Raw genomic sequence first — 19,707 nt, forward strand, 5'->3', positions numbered from 1 at the left:
GGCGGGGCGGGTTGGCTGTCGTGGGGGTGGCTGTTCCTATCGAGGGTTTCTCGTAGGCCGGTGTTTTCGGCGTACCGAGACGGAGATCATTCCAGGCGCTCGGGGACGAAGCCGAGGGCTGCAGAAGGCGCACAAGCCAGTCCTGCGGATCCGGCTGCTCACCGACGCGGGCGGCTCCGCGCAGTGCGTCGAGATGTGGCGTAGGCCCATGATCGTCGGCGCTGGTGTCGCCGGAGGAGCTTCTGGCGAGGGTCGTTCCTACCGCTTCCGTTTGTGCCGTGCTGCGTTTCTCGTGCCGCCTTGCGGTCGCTTGGCGTTCGGGTGGATTGAGCGATGGAGCTCTGAGGGCGGCCGCAGGGTCGACAAGCTGGCCGTCAGCGCAGCATCAAGCGGCCCGGTGTGCCCGTCGTAACAGATGTCGAGGAGCTTGCGGGTCGGTTGGTCGTAGAGGAAGACGACGCCTCTGGGTAGATCGAGCTGATGCATTTTGGCGCGGAGATAATTGCGGAGCCTCCCGTCGGTCTCGTTGGGGTCGGCTCCAGCCGGGCGGGTGGCCCACACGAACAGCCAGCCCTCTGCTGGGTCGACGCTGGCCGTGAGCGGCACGGTCAGGCTACGGCCCTTGGGGCTCGGACTGTTGAGGAGTTCGTCGCCGTGGCGGGCGAATTTGTGCTGCACGTCGGTTGCCCCAGATAGCAGCGTGGCGCCGATGCTCAGCCACCCAGTGACATTGCGGGACTGCAACTCGTCGACCAGTGGCGCGAGCGGCGATGGCACCATCGCCGGCTTGGGCGCCAGTGCTGAGCGCGCGCCGTCGCGGCCTTGGGTGTGGAACCACTGGTCCAGAGCATCGGTTCGGCTGGTCAGGAACGCAGGCTGTCTTGTTCGGTAGCGGCGCAGTTCGGCTGTGGCCGGCTCGGGTAGGAAGGGGAACGCCGCGCGCACCTGCACCGGGTCGGGTTCCACCCAAAGGCCTGCCTCGAAGAAGTATAGGAACAGATCCATTTCGTCAGGCGCGTGGAACATCACGGTGACGTCGGGGTTGCGGCGCCGACGCAGGTACAGCAGGAACTCGGCCGGACGTGCCACCAGTTCGGTGATCAGCTCGAGATCGTGCAGAGATACCGTCCATGGAATGTTGCTCTCGGCCAGCAGACCGGCCCGCACCAGCTCGGCGGTGGCAGTCAGGACCGTTGATATGTCATCGAGACTGACGGCGATGGTGTGGATCTCACGGATTTGGCTGAGGTCGATCCATCCCTCGTTTTTGGTGCGGAGGCCGCCGTCCCGCTCGATGGCGTCGCGCATGCGCCCGGCCTGTTCGGCTGCTTTGGTGATGATGCCGGTCAGGTCGGTACGGATCCGTGCCGTCTTGCCCCCGCGGGATAGGGCGCTCAAAGCGACGGCCTTGTCCTCCACGATGATGGCGACATCGTCGAGGACGATGAGGTGGTCGCCCTCGGCCCGTTTGGTGTACTTCGACGGGTCGGCGGCCTCAGCTTCATCGTCGCTCGCGGGTAGGTAGTACTCCACTCCGTCCCGGAATCGAGCGCCGGGAAGGACACGCTCCAGCGCGGCGTGTGTGCGGGATTCGAGAAGGTCTCCGCGATGCTTGGCGTACTGGCTCCACACCGGAGCTGTCTTCTTCAGGTGTTCCTCGAGGTTCTCCCGCACAGCGAACACGTTCAACGCCGGGTGTGGCAGCATCAGACGCCCGTCTGCGCCCACGATAAGTGGCCGCGTTCGCAGCGGGTTCCTTCCGCTGGTGAACGCCTCGATGACATCTATCGGACTGTCCGTCCCCGGGTCCAAGCGGAACCGCTCGACAACGGCCCGGACACACTCTTCCGGCAGGCTCGTATGCGCAACGATGTCGTCGATCGTGACAGTGGCCTGCTCGGCAGGTGGCTCGAACATCGACGTGACGCTGAGCATGGCCTGTTCCGTCAGTTGCCTGTCCGCCCGGCCTTCGTCCTCCGCCGCCATCGCGTCCAGGACCGCATTGCCCATCGCCTCAATGCGGTCGTTCAGCCTGTCCTGCTGCAGGTCGTGGCAGGCGTTGAGGACGGCTATTGCATCCGCGGCGTCGAAGCCCAGTTGCGCCTGCAAGGCTGCGCGGACGCTCTCAACGCCGTCAAGGAGCGCCAGATTGGTTTCCTCTACCATTTCCGGATATGACGGATTGCGCATCCATACTTCGGCGCCCCGAATGAACAAAGACACCATGGCGAGCTTGTCGGTCGGGTCAGCACGTGCGAATGAACGCAGCTGAGCAAGGTAGAGGACCTTGCTCAGCTCTTCCTTCGCGCTGGAGACGAAGTGGCTCATCTCCTGAAATCCGGCTTCGGGCCCGGCCGTCGTCCCTGCCTCCTGCCGGGCGGTCAGAGCAATCAGCGCCAGCAGTTCGACGTAGACCGCGCCCGCTTCCGCAGTGACAGGTATCTCGCCCTCGCGGGCCATCGGCAGGAATCGCTGACGAGCCACCTCGATAAGCCGCATCGCGTCGAAACGCTGCACCTCCACGACGAACTCCTCGATCGCCGCGGCGAAGGCCGCGTCAGCCTCAGATACAGGGTCGTCGCCAGTGAAGAAGGACATGAGCGTGGTCATGGTGGTCAAGGAATCCGCTATGACCTGCGCGTGCGGATCGAGCACCAGCGTCTCCGGCACGGAACGGCGATGTCTCTTGTTGCGCGCTTCGCGTCGCTTCGTGCGAGAGCCCATGGGGCACTTCACCACAAAATAGGGGCGGCCAGCAAAGGATTTGGCGTTGCACAGCAGCCACTTTCGACAGCTGTCTGCGGTCAGCCGGGTCGGCGGTCGCGGGTGGAGACCGGCTGCTGTCATGGGGTGACCAGGTGGCTGTCACGGTGCGGCTAGTGTGACGGAGCGGTGATCTTCAGAGGGCTGGGCTGCTTTGGTCTGGTGTTTCGTTTTTGGGGATGGGATTCGGGACGGCTGGAGCGGTTGCGTGTGGGCGTGGTGGGCGTGGCTTGGGGGCGTGTTCGGTTTGGTTGTTCGGGTGTCTGACCTGCGGTCCGGTAGTTGTGTGGGATTGATCTTGGGTTTCTCGTAGGTGTGGTGGCACGTCTATAGGCGGCTGTGTTCTCTGGGGGTTTGGGGTTCCGGATGATGCTGGTCAGTGGCGTGGGTGGGTGAGGAAGACGCGGAGTGGGTCGTTCGCGTTGCTGGCCAGGCGGGGCAGTCCGAGTCGGCGGGCGATGAGGTTGAGGGCTTTGTCTGTGTCGCGGTGTGGCCGGTTCGGGAGAGCGGCGAGAGCGCGGGCCAGGGTGGCGGTTTCCGGGTAGATCACCAGGTCGCGTGCCAGGAGTGCGGGGGAGGCGCTGCTGGTGGTGGCGAGGTGGGGGTTGGCTGTGCAGAGCCGTGCCAGGCGGGTGTGCCAGCGGTGGGTGAGGTGTTGTTGGTGGTCGTACCAGCGTGTGGTGATGGCGCGCGCCGCGGTCCAGGCGGTGTTGGCACGTGAGTGCCGTAGGAGTCGCCGGTGGGTGTGGTGCGCGGCGGTGAGTTCGGGCGCGGCCCAGGTGCGGATGGTGGTGGTGAGTCGTGGGTCGGGGGCGGCTTGGTGGTGGCGTGGGCACATCAGCCGTTGCGGCGCCGGGTGGACCCAGGCGGTGTCGGTGGCGCCGTGGCTGTGGTGGCGGGTGCACAGGGTGCAGGCGCGGACGGGCTGCTGCTCGGTCTCGAGCCGCTTCCAGTGCGCGGCTGCTCCGGTGCCGTGGGCGTCGCCGAGCAGGGCGAGGTGGGGCAGGGCACGCGTCAGGTGGGGGAGTGGGGTGCGGGCCAGGATGGCGAGGTGCTGGGCCGCGTTGTGGTTGAGGTGGAGTTCGGCTGCGGGCAGCGTGCCGTGGCAGTGGAGGGTGATGCCGGTGCTATCGAGGAGCTGGGGCAAAGTCAGCCGGTAAGCGTCGGCGAGGCGTTGGGCGTAGGAGGCGGTTGCTTCGCCGGCCACTGGCCGTACACGGAGCACGCCTGGTGCGGCTGACGGGATCCGCAGCCATGCCCCTGTGACGACGATTCGCTGTGCGGCGCCGGCCCCTGCTGTGGCACGGGTCGTGACGTCTGTCCGGCTCACGAGGTGCCGGTACTCCGGCTTCGCGGCCGCGTGTGGGGGCGGTAGTGCTGTTCGGCGAGGTGGTCGAGGCGGATGGCGTCGAGGGTGGTTTTGGTGATGCGTTCGGTGCCGTCGATGAGGGCGGTGATGGCTGCTTGGCGGATGAGGCGGGCGAGGCTGCCGATGCGGCCGGCGGTGCGCTCGTGCAGGTAGGGGGCCAGTTGGGGGAGGGTTCCGGGCCGGTGGTGGCGCAGGTCGAGCGCGCTCTCCATGGCGGTGATGAGGTCGCGGAAGGGCTCTTCGTCGCCGAGGCGGGCGGGGAAGGGGTCGCAGTCGATGAGGGAGGCGCGTCCGGCGAGCTGGGCGCCGCGTACCCCGGTGAACAGGGGTGTGGTGGTGACGTCGATTCCGGCGTAGACGAAGGTGGCGCCGATGCGTTCGGTGAGGTCTTTGATCAGGTCGGCGCTCTGGGCGCCGGTGGTGGTGCGGGGGTTGAGGCGGTGGATTTCGTCGATCATCACCAGCTGTACCCGGGCGGCTGTGTAGGTGTGGCAGACGGCCCCTGTGATCTGGGCCTGGGACATGCCGGCGGCGACGGGGATGCCGAGGTAGCGGGCGAATTCGGCGGCGAGGGTTTTGGCGCTGGCGGCGGGCGGGACCAGGACGTAGGCGACGGGAACATGCTCGGCCGTTGCTGCAGCGCCGTGGCGGCGGATGTGGGCGAGGTGGCAGGCGCGGCCGACCTGGAGCAGGGCGGTAGTTTTCCCGGCGCCGGCGGGGCCGGTGACGATCAGGGAAGGCCGTGCGGTGACGGCCTGGTGGCGGCCGAGGATCATCAGGGTGCGCACGTTCTTGGCGAGGGTGTCGATGGCGGGGGTGCGCACGGTGACGAACCGCGAGTGATAGGCCAGGCGTTCCTCAAGGCTGCGGTGCGGCGTGCCGGGTGGGGGAGGAGCCGCCACGGGTGTGGAGGCGAAGGCCTGGAAGCCGTCCCAGGTGGTCACCGCTTGTGGCTGCGGATCAGGGGCGTCGCCGTCGGCGCTTGCCGCGGCACCGGGAGACCGCTCCGCCGTCGACAGCGACTTGCCGGCCCGCGCATCGTTCGGGCCCGGCGAGGCGTTCACCACTGCTCGGCTTCCGCTTCGGCGTCCCACAGCCCGTAGCCGCCTGCCGTTCCCGGCAGCACGCTCGCGCCCTCCGGCTCGCTTGTGCCGGTCTCGGCCGCGGTGCCGACGCTGATGAGGTCGTCCAGGCTCTCGCTCCAGTCCGGTGCCGGGGCCGGTGCGGTCTCTGCGTCGAGTGGGCGCCGCTGGCCTGGAAGATCGGGCAACTGTGCTGCCGTACCGGAGCGGGAGGCTCTCCGGCGGCGGGTTTTCTGCTCGGTCTCGGCGGGGTGGCGGGTGCGGCGCAGGAGCTGGTCGAGGGCGTCGGCGAGGTCGGCCTCATGCTGCTCACGATCCCCGCGTTGTTCGACCTCGGCCTGGACATGGCGCCAGATGGCGTCGCTGAAGGGCTGGTGGACGTGGTCGCGGTGGATCCACGGGATTTCGTGGAGGTGTCCGTCGGTGAGGCGGATGAAGATCTGGCGGGCGTCGTGGGGGTTGTGGTGGACCTCCCACTTGCCGTCCCTGGCCGCGACGGGGGAGTGTTGGCTGCGGTGGGGGTCGAGGATGTCGTGGTTGTAGGTGCGGTAGTCGAGGCGGATGCCGCGTTCGGTGATGGGCTGCCAGCGCACGGGCAGTAGTTCGAGGTAGTCGGCCCCGGTGAGCGGGACGGGCACGTAGCCGCTGATGGTGATCAGCGCGGCCCACATCTGGTTCGGGGTGAGGGCGGTTTTGGGCAGGACGGGGTGGCGCAGTCCGTCGTGGGGCCGGTTCTGCCAGCCACAGGTGATCCATTCGTCGAGGAAGTCCTGCAGCTGCGGGATCGTCCACCGTGTCTCGGCCGCCGTCGCGGAGCCGCGACGCTGCGGGTTGGAGCCGGTATGGCCGGCGACGTGCTGGCAGAACAGGTCGTTGATCGCACCGAACGTCCGCTCCACTACGGCCTTGGCCTGCGGCCGCCTCGGTGGAGCGGGCTGCACACTTACCCCGAGTGTTTCGCAGGCGGCGACGAAGCCCTGCGAGAGGTAGATCTTCCCGCGGTCGACGACGATCATCTCGGGCACGATCACTGGACGGGCGGCCGCGCCTTCCAGGCGCTCGTCCAGCGACAGCATCCGCTCATAGGGCACTTCAGCCCGCGACAGATGCAGCGCTGAGGGCCAGGTGGGGCGGGCAGGATGCGGAACAGCCATCTCGGCCAGGAGCAGTGCGGCGTCGACGGCTTTGGTGCTGTGCGGGCGCAGGACGGCGGCCAGGATGGAGCGGGTGGCGACGTCGACGGCGATCGTCAGCTCCGGCCGCCCCAGCGTGCCGTCCTCCAGGACGGCCATGATGTCCAGGCGGGTGGTGTCGATCTGCACCTGCTCCCCGGGCCGCAGCACCACCGGCGCCGACGATGAGGCGCGGGTGGGGGCGGTGGCGGTGCGTGCGGGACGTCCCGGACGCTCGGTTGGGTCGGCCAGCACACTCACCAGCCGGTAGAACGTCGACCGTGACGGCATCTCCACCACCCCGCGCCCATGGGTGTCCTCCAGGACCTGCCCGACCAGTACCTGCAGTCCCTTCACCGTCCCCTTCGACCGGCCACGCTGGCGCCGCAGAGCCTCCAGCACAGCGGCCACGACCCGTTCGTCGGCATACCCCGTCGGATGACGGCCACGGGCCGGCACCACGCGCTTGTCGACCAGCCCCCACAAACCCTGCTTCCGGTAGGCGTACCGCATCCGCTCCACCGTCGTACGCGTCACCCGCGCGAAGCCGAGCGCCGCCAGCTCCTGCGCCTTGGCCGCATCCCGCTGCGCCAGCGTCCACCGCGCGGGGTCGTACTCCGGCCGCATCGTCTGGCCATCACGGCCACCCTCAGGGTGCGGCCATCCGGTCTCCACCTCTCGGATGTGGGGCAGCCAGGCCAGCGCCCGCTGCTGGGCCGCCACCGGAACGGTCTCGAACAGCCCCCACTGCGGCACCGCGTCCGGCGCCCGCGCGCCCACCACTTCGAAGCCCGGATCGGCGAACAACCGCCCCAGCAGCAGGCTCACTTCGGCGCCAGTCTCCTGCACCAGGTAGACCCGCGGCCCTTGCAGGGCGGCAACCTGCCAGGTCTGTCCCCGGTAGGTGACGTGCGCGCCGACCTCCACCACCGGCCGTTGGCTCTTACCGTGTGTGCCGCCCACTGCACTCGCCCCTTCCTTGGCCGCTCCCGGCGCCCAGCCGCTTTTCAACACTCTCACCACTGCGTTCTGCGTCAGCGCAGACCAGCGCCTCCTCGTGCAGCGGCTCATCAAGAGGCGTCGTCAGATGTCCGCACCACAGCGCGTGATAGACAGCCGGCAGGCCCTGCAGGGGATCGCCTACCGCGGCTGCGCCGTCGGCCAGCGGGCAGGGCACGGCGAATACTTCGGCCAGCGCGGCCCGCAGCCCGGGCGGGCCCTGATTGCGGGGGTGGCGGTAGCCGGCCAGCCACCGCAGATTCGCCGCCACCACCGCCGGAGGCGGCTCGAGGCGCCGGTAAGCCCAGCCCACGCGCGCGCACGCTGCTTCCAGGACCACCCGCGCCCGCTGTGCCCTGTCTCCGCCGGCGGCCGGGCTGGCGGGGCAGTCGGCGAGCAGGCCGGTGCCGTCCGCGTACCGGGCGAACAGCTGGGGCACCCACGAACGCACCCGCCCGTCGGCATCCCGCCACAGCAGCCGTACCGGGCGCGCGGACAGGCCGGTCACGTCCGGATCCCGGTCCAGGATCATCAGCTGGATGAGCATCGCGGCCGAACCGTGCACCACGTGCCGTCCGGTGGTCGCCGACCACCACCAGCCCGGCCCCCACCGGCGGCCCGGCACGACCGGAAACGCGGATACCGGCGCCAGGTCCTCGAACCGCACCGACATCGCCGCCTGATCCCACGCCAGCTGTGTCGCCTGTCCGGCAGCAGTGGCGAAGGCGGCCTCGACTCCCGCACTGCTTCCCCCTGCGGCAGCCTGCCGCACCAACCTGCTGTGCCCGTGCCCCTCCATCCCCAACACCCAAGCGCACGCAAGCCTGTTGAACGCCGTGATCCGAATCCGCCACCCGAACGGGTGAACGGTGCTCCGTCATGACGGCGTGTCCGTCCCGTCAGGACTCCGGTGATCCTGACCGCAGGCCGTCGAGTCTCGGTGCAGGTGAGGCGATGTCGGTGGTGTGCGGCAGCATCAGAGCATGACGCAGATGAACAGAGAGTGGGCGATCGAGAAGCTCAAGGGCTTCCTCCACACCGCAGCAGTCGAGTGGGTCGCGCCACCACACGGCATGGTGAGTGCTGGGAGCTTCAAGTTCAAGAATTCTTCCAAGCCGGAGGCGCAGGCTGCTGCGCACATCGCGGAGCAGATCTTGGACCGGGTGATCCCTGACTGGCGATCCGCAGACTGGGAAGAAGCCAAGAGACAGCCGATGTGGCGCCACCGGGAGGCGGCCCACCGCGCGGTCGCCTTCCTGGAGGCAGAACAGGAATTGCAGGAAAATCTCGGCAGTGGCGCGCCCCAGCTTGACGCAGCCACGCTGCACCCATGGGTCTGGGGCAGCGTGCAGGGCCTGTGGAGCAGCGGCCACTTCCGTGAGGCGGTCGGCGCTGCCGCCAGGGCAGTGAACGTTCAATCCCAGGCGAAGCTTGGACGACGGGACGCCTCTGAGGCCAAGCTCCTCTCCGATGCTTTCTCCACCAACCAACCCGCCCCAGGGCACCCCCGCTTGCGCCTCAGCGAGAACGACGGGGGCGACACATTCAAAAACCGCCACGACGGTGCAGGAAACTTCGCAAGGGGTGTCTACTCAGCCATCCGCAATCCCATCGCCCACGAAGAGGATGAGGAACTGGAAGAGAACGAGGCACTGGAGCAGCTCGCCGCCTTCAGTATCTTGGCGAGATGGGTGGCCGCCGCCGCGGTGGAGAATGCCAGTTGAGAGCCGAACTATGCTCCCCGAAAGGGGCGTTCTCCACGCCAGAGGCGAGCGCGCCGCTACGCCGACGACCGAACCTCGGACCTCTACACGCGCCAAGTGTTCTCCCCGTCAGTGTCACGGAGCAGTAGTGATGCGCGCGGTGGTCAGCAGCGCCTGCTGATGCGGGTGGAGCCGGTCCCACTGGGCGATCTGCAGGTGCGCCCAGTGCCGCAAGCTCTCCGGGACGGGCCCGCCTGCGGAGCCGAGGGTGCGGTATTGCTGCCAGGTGCGGTGCCAGGTGTAGGGCCAGGATGGGTTCCACCACGGGTCCAGGTGGGTGAGAGCGGCTGCCGTGGTGGTGGAGAGGGTGCCGGCGCGGGCTTTGCGGCGTTGCTGGCACAGCCATCTGCCGAGGGGGAAGCCGTCTTGGCGGGCGTGCTTGTCCGGGGTGAGGTGGCCGTGTCGGGCGGCGTAGGCGCGTGCGTGGTCGATTCCGGGGCTGACGGGGTAGGAGCGTGTGGCCGGGGCGGGCCGTTCGCCTACGACAGCATCGGGTGTGATGCCGAGGGCGGTCAGGAGGTCCTGCTGGCCGGGGTGAAGATGCTCCCAGGACTCCTGCTGGACACGGATCCAGCGGCAAAGGCCTCGGGGAAGGTTCGTGGCCGGTACGCCGTCGGCACCCGTAGCTGCTGTGCGGAGGCGGTGGTAGGCCTGCTGCCATTGCAGGGGCCAGGGCGGATTCCACCACGGATCGATTGCGCTCAGGGCCTCGGCACGGGTGGGGGAGAGGCGGCCCTGACCGGCGCGTCGTCGTTGCCAGGCCAGCCACTTCCCCAGCGGGAACCCGTCGAGGACGGTGCTGACGGGCGCGGCGATATGGCCGTATTCGGCCGCGTAGGCGCGGGCTTGTGCGAGCGCGGTGTCCAGCAGACCGGGCCCAGCGCGGGGAGCCGATGGTTGGGCGGCTCGGGCTGTCGCGGCGGTGATACCGATCTTGGTCAGCAGGCGGTGTTGTTCGGGGTGGAGTGTGCCGTAGTCGGTGCACTGACGCTTCAGCCAGTCGGCCAGCTCCTTCTCAAGGTCCGCAATGCCGCTACCACCGCCGTCGGCTGCGGACGCGGACTGCTCGCGTATGCGACTCCAATGGCGTTGCCACTCCAAGGACCAGGTCGGGTTCCAGCAGGGGTCGAGCGCTGCGAGGAGCGTGCTGACCGGCCATGTCCCGCCTGTACTGCGATGGTGCTCCCGCGTCCGGTGGCGCTGTTCGCTCAGCCACCGACCCAGCGGAAACCCCTCATAACAAGCTTTCAGCGGCGTGGCGAGGTGGCCATGTGCGGCGGCGTACGTGCGCGCGTGGGCCAGCCCGGGGCCCGTACCGCAGAGCTGGGCGATGATCTCGTGGGGGCAAGCAGCGGCGGTCTCGGCGGTGATGCCGATCTGCGCCAGCAGATGCTGCTGCTGCGGATGCAGCTGCTTGTAGCCGGTGCACTGTACGGACAGCCACGTGACCCAGCCGTCACTGCCGTCCGGCCAGCCTCCTTCTGCCGCCCGTTGGCGCCGGTCTTGGGCATGAGCGCGGATCCGGTGCCAGGTGCGCTGCCACGCCAGGGGCCACGGCGGGTTCCACCACACGTCGATCGCGTCGAGCACCTGAAGGTGCGCTGGTTCGTCCTGGTGGCGGGTGAGGCAACGCTGGGCAGTGAGCCACTTCCCGAGCAGAAACCCCTGGTACGAGATGTTCTTGGTGGCCAGGGCCAGGTATCCGTGTTCGGAGACGAAGGCGCGCGCACAGGCAACAGCCTTATCGATGCCCGCTGTCCGGCTCGTTCTGCGCGGCCGTGCGCTGTCGGCGGCCTGGGCCGTGAGGCCGATGTCGGCCAGCAGTCGGCGCTGTTCGGGGTGGAGTGAGCTGTAGTCGGTGCACTGCAGATACAGCCACTCCCCGGTCAGCACGTGGGTGTCGGGGAAGCCGTCGGCGGCGTTGAGGGGGCCGTGGCGCTGGACGTGGTCGCGGGCGCGGTAGTAGGAGCGCTGCCACTTCACCGACCAGGGGAGGTTCCACCACGGATCCACCTCTTTCAGGGCGGCGGCCTTTTCTTCAGGCAGGGCCAGGGCAAGGGTCTGCTGGTTGTGCACCCATTTCCCCAGGGCGAAGGAACCGACTCGGGTGTCGCGTTGGGTGGCGAGGTGGCCGTGCTGGGCGGCGTAGGTGCGCGCGTGGGCCAGCCCGGTGGCGAAGGCGACCTCGGCGTGCACGCTGTGGCCCCGCAGCCGCTTCTGAGCCGGCCAGCCCTCTGTGCCCTCGGTCTGCCGACGCGAGTAGCCCGCGAGAACGTCAGCGGGAGGCCGGGGCCGGAGCGCCAAGGGGACCTGCCACAGCCGCTGTTCGGCGTCTCCGCTGACGCCCTGCGCACGGATGCACTGGTACGTCCAGGTAAACAGCGGTCCGTGGGTACAGGCGGCCAGACGCTCGGTGAGCCACGGCCGCCGCAAGCGATCGCCCAGCTCGCCGGGCACGCAGGGCACATCAGCCAACCGGTAGGGGAGGTGACCACCACCGTCAGCCGCGACACGGAGCCGCCAGGCCCGGCTGGCCAGAAGCGTGGCGAGGGCGACGGTCTCTGGGTAGGTGACCAGATCCCGCGCCATGATCCGCCACCGCTGCGGAGCCTCGCCCGCGGGCATGGCCACCTCCAGCCGCATCGGCCACAGGCGCTCCCCGGGCCACTTCTGCGCCCACCACCAGGCCGTGACCGCCTCAGCGACCTCGAACGCCAAGCCAGCGACGGGGGAGCGGCGCAGCAGCCTGCGGTGATCCTCCTGCGCCTGGACCACCTCAGGGCATCCGGCCAGCCCGACGACACGGCCCCCGCTGCCAGGCACGCTCATCAGCCAGCACCGGTGGCGTGGGCAGACTCGCTGGTGCGCCGCCCGGTACACCCGGGCTGGTGCCACGCGATCGGTCCGCGCAGCCACACAGCCCGGGCACGCCGGACCCCAGGCGGCAACCGTCTCGACCCCGTTGCGGAGCCGCGCCGCGGGCCTCTCCTTCGAGGGGCCCAGCGGCTCTTCCCGCGTCCAGGCCGGCAACGCCCGGCGCAAGCTCACCTGCGGCACACGACACAGCGCCGCGACCCGGTCCCGGGCCGCGGCGTTCAAGAACACCTCGCTGTCGCCCTGGAGAACTCCGACGACGTCCTGCTGGCCGGCCACTTCGGTAACCGCCGACAGCAGACTCGACACCGTCAGGCCGTAACCGTCCGCGATCCGCCCTAGGAACGACAGCGTCATCTCACCCTGCAGGGGAGCCACCCGAAAGGCGCCTGCGGCCAGCAACAGCTCCCCACCCATCCCGTCGCTTGTGACAACTATCGTTCTTCGGCTCAACAAGCTGTGGCTGAGCGCCACAGTTGGCCAGTCTGATCGTTTCACTTGGCCGGTGCGGATCCGGAAGGCTGAGGCAGTCCCTCTGGTTGCCTCGCGCATGGTCTCTGATTCGAGGTGACAGGGGTCACATGGGGAGTTCTGAGATTTTTTGCCGGAAGCGGGCCGTGCCGGGACTGAGGGGCGAAGCTGTCCACGATCCAAGGAGTTCTCATGACCATCGAGGACACCCCGTCCCACTTTCCGCCGCCTGAAGCAGCGACGCGGCCGCGCACCCGCCCCGAGGTCGATTTCGACCTGGTGGCGCGGACAACGCAGTTCCTGGGAACTGCCCAGGCCCCGGCAGAACCCCTGTCCGAGATGCACGTGGAGGCCGTCATCCCCGTGCACTGGGGTGTCGACGGCGGTCTCGTCGCCGTGCACTCGGACGGAACCGTCGCCACCCGTCCGAACGGCAAGGTCCCACCCCTCCATGTCCTGGAGGCTGGCGCCCGCGAGCTGCTCACCCACTCCTCCGAGTACGTGCACGTCCCCACCCGCCAGCCGACTGCCGAGACGATCGCCAGAGGCTTCCTGGAGATGGGGCGCCCGGTGCCGGACGTCGTCCAAGCGCTCAATGCGCGCCAGGCAGCCCTGCTGGACAACACCCCCCAGGTCGACGCCTTCACCTCAGACGTGCTGGGCCTGTGGAGCGGTTGGCGCGAGCCGGTGTCGACGGCGCTGCTCGGCGACTGGGCTTCACCACTGTTCAGCAGCGGCAGCCTCGCACCCATGGCACTCGACTGTCTCAGGACTGAAGCACGCATCATCCACCGCCAGTTGACTCCCCTGTCACAGCGTCGGGTCGCGGGGGAGCGGCTCTGGAGTCTGGATCTCCGCTTCGGCGACGACCTGACCACGTACGACCTCATCTCCGGAGGCCCGGACCCGTTCGAGGTATTGACCGGTAGCCTGCCCGACGACCCGCGCGTCGCCACGGTCCTTGCGCAGCTCCGCCCCATCGAGCACGCCGTCGCGATGGCTTGGGCCAACACGCGGGTCACCACCTGGGCCGAGGCCGCTGCTGACGTCATCGCCCTCGATCCGGCACAGTTCACTGGTTGTGATCCCGGGGCCCTCGGGGAGCGGGTCCGCACCAAGCTCATTCGGCTCGGCAAACGGCACACCGAGCGTGCCGCTGCGGCAGCAGCCTGGAAGGGCCGGTCCGCATGACGCTGACCGCCCTGCTCCTAGTCCTGCTGCTGGTCGTGGTCACAATGCTCGTCGGTACCGCCGTTGCGGCCGTGCTCCACCACCGCCCGGCCTGGGCCATCCCGGTCACTGGGGCTCTCGCCGCGATGATGCTAATGGCCACTGCCACCGGGCTACTCATCGCCGTCACTCAGCACTGAACGCATGTCGGCGGCACGTTCACGCGTGCCGCCGGGTGCCCCACGGGCTCTTCAACCTGGATATCGGGCTGATATCCGAGGCGATAGCTCAGCACGACGACCACGAACGCTCAGGCTGGCCAACTGGAGCGCACACTGGCCAACTGTTGCGCTCAGTCACACAAGTAGGTGCCGGGCCTGCAGCCCGCGCCAGGTCAGTAGTCGAGGTCGAGGTAGTCGATGTCGTTGAGGGTGACGTCGGAGAGTCCTGTGGCGCGGCCTCCGCCGTCTTGGAAGTAGATCTCTTTGAATCCTTCGGCGATGATCCCGCGCATCTGCTGGTCGCTGGCGCCTGTGTTAAGGGCGTCGAAGAGGCGTTGCGCGTAGGCCGGGGGGAGGTGCACGGTGAGTCGCCGGAAGCGTCCGTCGTCGGTCGTGCCGACCGGCGCGGTGTAGCCGAACCGGGCCCGGGTCTCCACGGTGATCCCGCCGGTGACGGCGGCCTGCTTCTGCCGGCGCTTGCGCACCTGGGGCTGCCACCGCTGCTGTACGGCGTCGTCGATCCGGTCCGCGATCGCTTTGGGCGGGTGCTTGCGTTCGCCCTTGCGGTAGCGCTCCACCGACCGTTGGCTGACCCCGAGCTCCGCTGCGACGGCCTTGGTCGTTTTGAGTTGTTTCATCAGGAAGTTAATGCGTGCCTGGAGGGTCTTGGGCGGCTGGCGGGTGAAGCCGTCCCGGTCGGCGCGTTCGATGGCGTCGTCGATCTCCCCGGCCACGGCCTACTCTCCTTCGTCGAGGACGGCGTCGCCGCCCTTGATGTGGCGGGCCGGGTTGAGGCCCTTCTCCATGAGGTCGACCGCCCACAGCATCGTCTGGACGCCCTCCAGCTTGGCCAGGCCCGGCGTGGGTCCGAGGCGGAACCCGCCGGGCTGCGGCTTGCCGGACGCGGCGTACGGCAGGAAGTCGAGCGGGCTCTCGCCGGGCGAGGGGTAGACGACGCAGTCGGAGAGCACGGCGAGCGGGTACAGGCCCGTCATCTTCGCCATGTTGTTGAGCTTGCGGTGCATGTTGACGCGGGCCTTGCTGATGACGGCGGCGCGGATGTCGGGGCGCCAGGTCGGGCGCTGCAGGGCCGGCCACGTCTCGCCGTCCTTGTAGTGCTTGCCCTGCGGGCGCTCGCGGAGCTTGCCGACGCCGCCCTTCACCGTGGCCTTGATGGCGGACAGGACGGCGGCCAGGGCCGGGTCGATCTGCTTGTGCTGCTCCATCGCGGCGAGGAAGGCCCGGTCGTCCAGGTCCTTGGTGACGCCGAGGTCGGCGAGGGTGTCGACGTAGGCGGTCTTGAGGCGGTCGTGCCAGGGGTCGAGGTAGGCGCCGGTCTCGCGGCGCAGGTACGCCTTGATCGGGTGCACGTCGTAGCCGAGCTCCTGGGCGTAGGCGAGGGTGTGCGTCTGGTACCACGCAGGTCCCGTCGGCCGGGAGCCGTCCGGCGTGAACGGGCTGGGCAGGCGCGGGTCCAGCTCGATGTGGGAGACGTCGGCCAGCCAGCTCCCGGGGATCTTCGGGTTGAACGCCGGGGCGTGGAAGTGGTCGGGCGCGCTGAGGCCGACGACCAGGCGGGCCGCGGCGGCGAGGAACGCGGTGTTGAGGTCGAGGCCGACCGCCCACGGCAAGGTGCACTCCTCATCGGAGAGCGTGTCCACGTCCCGCACCCACTGGTACGCCTCTTCGTTGAGGAACCCGCCACTCCAGCCGGAGTTCACGACGACGGGGTGTTCCGGGGTGGCCTCCGGTGGCGCCGGGTCCATCGCCTCCGTCCCCAAGCTGCCGGGGTTGTGGCCGGACACCCAGTTCCCGGTCTCCGGGTCCTGCACAGCCTTCGTCGGCGGGCGCAGCGCGGTCATCAGCTCGAGGCCCGAGACGGCGGTGGAGCCGCGCGGGGTGATGACCCGGGTCGCATACATCCCGAGGACGCGGGCGATGTCGGCCGGCTCCATCTCCGCGACGCGGGGCCAGGACCGCTCATCGAGGGCGTCCCACGACAGGACCGCCAGCTGCACGCACTGCCGCTCACGCCCCTGGGCCTTGCGGTAGACACGGACCCACGGGCCGAACCCACGCTGCGTCAACTGCCATTTCGCCTTCGCGACCTGCTTGACCACGGGGTGGTCCTCGGGCAGGCGCAGGGAGCGGCGCTGCTCGTGGCCCTCCAGGCGCTCCGGCAGCCCCAGCTTCACGGCGGCCGACGCGGTGAGCACGATCAGCGGATCACTGTCCTTGCCGTACCGGTTCAGCTTCGCAGCCCCGAGACCGGACTCCTTGAGCGTCCACTCCACCAGCTCCGGAACCGTGGTCGCCGGGCAGTCAAGCACGATCCCGCCGACGCCGTACGCGCTGCCGTCACCGTCCAGCACCGCCAGTGGACCGTGCGGGAAGCGCGGATCGGCTGCAGGCTGAGCTGCCTTCTTCGCGGCCGGACGGCGCGATGCCGCGGCCAGCCGAGTGGCAGGACGTGCTGGTCCGGCGGCTGGAACGGCGGGAGCTTGCGGGGCGTCTGCCGTCCCCACCTCGGACGCGGACGGTGCACTGAACGCCGCAGGCGTCGCGGTAGCCGAGGCTGCACCGTGCGCGGGATACTTCGCCGCCCACCCGTTCAGCAGCCGCTGGTACGCCTCCAGGCGCGGCGACTTCGGCTCCGAGCGGCCGTTCTCCCAGTTCTTCACCGACTGGGTCGTCGTCTTCAACGCGGTGGCGAGGCGGGCCTGCGTGATGCCTGCGGCCTCACGCAGCCGGGCACGCTCCGCCGGAGGCGGCAGATGCGGCTCCTCCTCCAACAGAGCGTCGACGGACGCGAACAGCTCTTCCTCAGATGCCATTCCCTGCACCTTCACGTCAGGATCCGATAGTGCTTAACCAAAAACTTAGCCCACCCCTTAACCTTCTCGCGCCCATTCCAATCCCAGCGTGGCGAGCGTGGCGAGTTTGTCGGCGGTGAGCTTCGCGCGGCGTCCCTTGAGGTTCATGATCCAGACTCCGAGCTTGACGGGGTGCTCTTGGCCGTCGACCTCGACCGTTTCTACGTGCCCCCTGGGGACGGTCACGGAGCCCTCCCGGGCCGTGTACTGCGCGAGGGCCGCCACGCCCCGCTCGAAGGCCCCCAAGGGCGTCGTGGACGGCTTCGGGCGCTCCGGGGCCGGCGGCGTGATGCCGAGCTGCTCCAGGCGCTCGCGCTGCCCGTCCGTCAGGGTGTGCCAAACTGCCGGTTTTTGCTGCCGAATCAGCCATTTCCCGATGTCCATGCCGTGGATGGTGAAGCCGGGCAGGACCTCCACCGCGCCGGCTTGGCCTTCTTCGTCGGCGATCAGCTCGCGTAGTGCGGCGTAGTGCCGTTGCCATTCGGCAGGCCACTCGGGGTTCCAGTCAGGGTCAATCTCCTTGAGTGCCGTCTCCCACTCCGGGTGCCCGTCCAGCGCACCCGGGCGGCGCAAGTTGCTCAACCACTGTCCTACGGGCCTGTTCAGGGCCACGGCGGGCCTCGGACTGCAGAGGGTCCAATGGTCTTCGTAGTAGGCCTTCGCGGCCTCCAGATTCTCCTGGAAGCGCTCATCCGCGACAGACCACACCATGCCGAGCCGCTCCAGCCGCTGCGCGCGCTGCCCGCTCATCTCCCCGGCGCCGTACGCCCGTCGCTGCTCCGCCACCCACTGCCCGAGAGGTGTCGCGCCCTCTCGGTGTCCGTAGGGCACCCTCGCGTTCCCGGTCCGCTCGACGTATGTCTTCAGCTTCGCCCAGCCGCGGGCCCAGTCCTGGCGTTCGGTGTCGATGACGTTGAAGGAAACCCAGTCTGCGACCATCACCGGGTCACGCGGAGCCGCAAAGCGAAGCAGCAGACGCGATTCGTCTTCACCTTCCTGAGGCGCCGTGCCGATGTGCATCGACGGCTCCACATCGGCTTTCTGCGGCTCCTGGGGGATCGCCAACAGCTCCACGGCCTCTTCATCATGAGCCCGAAGACCTTCGAGAACCTTTACCAGAGGACGGTAAGAACCGGAGGTGAACATATCCTCAGGCTCTTCTCCCGGCTTCAAGAAAATCGGCACAATCAGAGAAGCCAGCTTTCCCTCTCCAGGCTTCTGCCGAAGAGCGCGCCCGATGGCCTGAACGATATCGTGCGGCGCCCCCTTGGGATCTAGAAGGGCCACGGAATCCACGGCGCGAATATCAACGCCCTCACCCAATACGCGGCAATTCGAGAGAATCGCACGCAGCGCCGTGGACCCGAACTTGCCCAGCACTCCCCGCCGACGCTCGGGCACGTGCTCCCCGCACAGCCAGTCCGCCCAGACCTCCGCCGGGTACCGGTCCGGCTGATCCGCATACAGCTTCGCCGCGACCCGCTCCAAGCCCTCCGCGTACGCCTGTGCCTCTATCGTCCGGTGGTGGAAGGTGATGCACGTCTGCAGACGATGCTGCGCCATGGTGTGCAGGAGCGCGGCCTGCAGCGCCCCGAGCCGCTGCCCGCGCACCTCCTCGCTGCGCCGCTCCTCGCCCATCAGCCGTTCCGGGGTGACGACCGGATCCTGGAGCTCCAGCACGATGATCTGATACCGCGCCAACAGCCCTCTGGACACGGCCGACGCCAGCGACAGCTTGTACAGGACCGGCCCGAAGATCCTCTCGTCGTCCATGGACGCGGCCATCTCCTGAGGCAGCGGGTCCCGTACGCCCTCGGCGGCCTCCCAGCTCGGGGGCCGCTCCTGCCAGATCCGCGGCGTTGCCGTCAGATACAGCCGGCGCACCGCCGGAATGACCCCCTGGTCGTGCACGGCAGCCCACGCCTTACCCATCGAACCGCTGGTCCGGTGCGCCTCATCGACACACACCAGGTCCATCGGAGCCAGCTGTTGCCCGTACACGCCCTCGAAGGCCTCCGCCAGCACACCGAGGCTCGCGTACGTGGCGAAGATGAGGACCTGCCCGGTGCCGTGCCACAGCGCCAATTGCACGGGGTTGGTAGTGGAGCGGACTTTCAGCGCCCACAATTCCGGGTCGTCCTGGAGCGAGCACACCGCGACCGTAGGCCCCGTGTGCCCGGCCGCATTCCACGCCTGAACCGTCTGGCTCAGCAAATCCAGCGTCGGCACCAGAACGAGAATGCGCCCTTTGGAGGCGAGCCGCTTGGCCGCCGCCGCTGCGATGATTGTTTTTCCCGTCCCGCACGCGGCGTGTACCTGCCCGCGCAGACCATTGACGGGAATACCGCCCGGCGGGGTATCGAGGCCGCGCACGATGGCGGCAACGGCCTCAATCTGGTGTTCACGCAGTTTCACGGCCATTCCCGTGTTCTCCTTTTCGCAGAATGCGGCCCGCAAACTGAAAGGGAATCCCGGAGCGGGTGAGGGGTCCGGGGTGGTGCTGTATGTCCCCAGACTCTACACAGCTAGCCCTTGTGATGCATCACCCTTGCGAGAAGTTCGCTCTCCCAGGTGATACTTGGCTGATTCTCCCTCATGGCGTCAGGCCAGAATGTATGCTGTGGGGTGTCGTCAGCATTGACGTTCGCGCAGTTGAGAGCAGGGGAGGGGTTCGGGTGGAGCGCAAGCGGAGCCCGTTACAGCGATGAGGCCCGACACCTGGCGGGCCGACGATCCGTCACATTCGTTGCTGGAGTGGTGGCCTGGAACCCCAGGGGCTACACAGGCCCGCGCGTGATACACCTCCCCTTATTGCCAGCCCAGGCACCCGCGCTTGCGCGGGTGCCCTCAATTCGCGCTTGCGCGAATTGACATCCCGTCGAAATTCCGTTTACACAACCTCACCCCCCCCCCCCCCCCCCACCCCCACCCCCCCCCCCCCCCCCCCCCT

Annotated in this window: 12 protein-coding genes; 3 read left to right on the forward strand and 9 right to left on the reverse strand. The window is 68.6% G+C overall.

All coding sequences use genetic code 11. The features are described 5' to 3' along the window. Nucleotides 1–258: 258 nt before the first annotated feature. The 5 genes from ACZ592_RS38135 to ACZ592_RS38155 form a co-directional block, all read right to left on the reverse strand. Nucleotides 259–2,670: a preprotein translocase subunit SecA gene (locus tag ACZ592_RS38135; RefSeq protein WP_471586347.1), complete on the reverse strand. Its 2,412-nt coding sequence runs from the start codon at nt 2,668–2,670 to the stop codon at nt 259–261. Between the two features lie 469 nt (nt 2,671–3,139). Then, a complete protein-coding gene (locus tag ACZ592_RS38140; RefSeq protein ID WP_471586348.1) occupies nt 3,140–3,970 on the reverse strand; it encodes a hypothetical protein in 831 nt (276 codons plus the stop codon). Nucleotides 3,971–4,089: 119 nt separating this feature from the next. After that, entirely contained in the window at nt 4,090–5,076 is a 987-nt protein-coding gene (locus ACZ592_RS38145) for an ATP-binding protein (RefSeq protein WP_365771354.1), read from the reverse strand. A 116-nt stretch (nt 5,077–5,192) separates the two neighbouring features. Next, nucleotides 5,193–7,349, reverse strand: coding sequence for a transposase (locus tag ACZ592_RS38150; protein WP_365771343.1), 2,157 nt, complete (start codon nt 7,347–7,349; stop codon nt 5,193–5,195). Then, the gene (locus ACZ592_RS38155) at nt 7,330–8,184 is read right to left on the reverse strand and encodes a TnsA-like heteromeric transposase endonuclease subunit (RefSeq protein ID WP_365227088.1); all 855 of its coding nucleotides are present in this window, start codon (nt 8,182–8,184) and stop codon (nt 7,330–7,332) included. The genes ACZ592_RS38150 and ACZ592_RS38155 overlap by 20 nt, the downstream gene beginning before the upstream one ends. A 184-nt stretch (nt 8,185–8,368) precedes the next feature. Between ACZ592_RS38155 and ACZ592_RS38160 the strand changes: the two genes are divergently transcribed. Further along, entirely contained in the window at nt 8,369–9,109 is a 741-nt protein-coding gene (locus ACZ592_RS38160; protein ID WP_365227086.1) for a TIGR02391 family protein, read from the forward strand. 114 nt (nt 9,110–9,223) lie between these two features. Here ACZ592_RS38160 and ACZ592_RS38165 read toward each other — a convergent pair whose 3' ends face one another. Continuing rightward, entirely contained in the window at nt 9,224–12,574 is a 3,351-nt protein-coding gene (locus ACZ592_RS38165) for a Helicase associated domain protein (RefSeq protein WP_471586349.1), read from the reverse strand. A 111-nt stretch (nt 12,575–12,685) separates the two neighbouring features. Between ACZ592_RS38165 and ACZ592_RS38170 the strand changes: the two genes are divergently transcribed. Both ACZ592_RS38170 and ACZ592_RS38175 read left to right on the forward strand, forming a co-directional pair. Then, complete coding sequence (locus ACZ592_RS38170) at nt 12,686–13,684, forward strand: hypothetical protein (RefSeq protein WP_471586350.1); 999 nt, start codon at nt 12,686–12,688, stop codon at nt 13,682–13,684. Further along, entirely contained in the window at nt 13,681–13,863 is a 183-nt protein-coding gene (locus tag ACZ592_RS38175; protein WP_020132702.1) for a hypothetical protein, read from the forward strand. Before ACZ592_RS38170 ends, ACZ592_RS38175 begins: the two co-directional genes overlap by 4 nt. Nucleotides 13,864–14,057: 194 nt before the next feature. On the opposite strand, the gene tpg is transcribed toward ACZ592_RS38175, so the two are convergent. From tpg to ACZ592_RS38190, 3 genes are read right to left on the reverse strand one after another with little or no spacing between them, the layout of a single operon-like run. After that, on the reverse strand, nt 14,058–14,618 hold the full coding sequence (gene tpg / locus ACZ592_RS38180) for a telomere-protecting terminal protein Tpg (protein WP_471586351.1): 561 nt from the start codon (nt 14,616–14,618) through the stop codon (nt 14,058–14,060). Nucleotides 14,619–14,621: 3 nt separating this feature from the next. Continuing rightward, nucleotides 14,622–16,718: a telomere-associated protein Tap gene (gene tap / locus ACZ592_RS38185; RefSeq protein WP_471586352.1), complete on the reverse strand. Its 2,097-nt coding sequence runs from the start codon at nt 16,716–16,718 to the stop codon at nt 14,622–14,624. 57 nt (nt 16,719–16,775) lie between these two features. Next, a complete protein-coding gene (locus ACZ592_RS38190) occupies nt 16,776–19,178 on the reverse strand; it encodes a helicase associated domain-containing protein (protein ID WP_471586353.1) in 2,403 nt (800 codons plus the stop codon). Nucleotides 19,179–19,707 lie beyond the last annotated feature (529 nt).

Source organism: Streptomyces sp. NPDC040622, assembly GCF_055593965.1.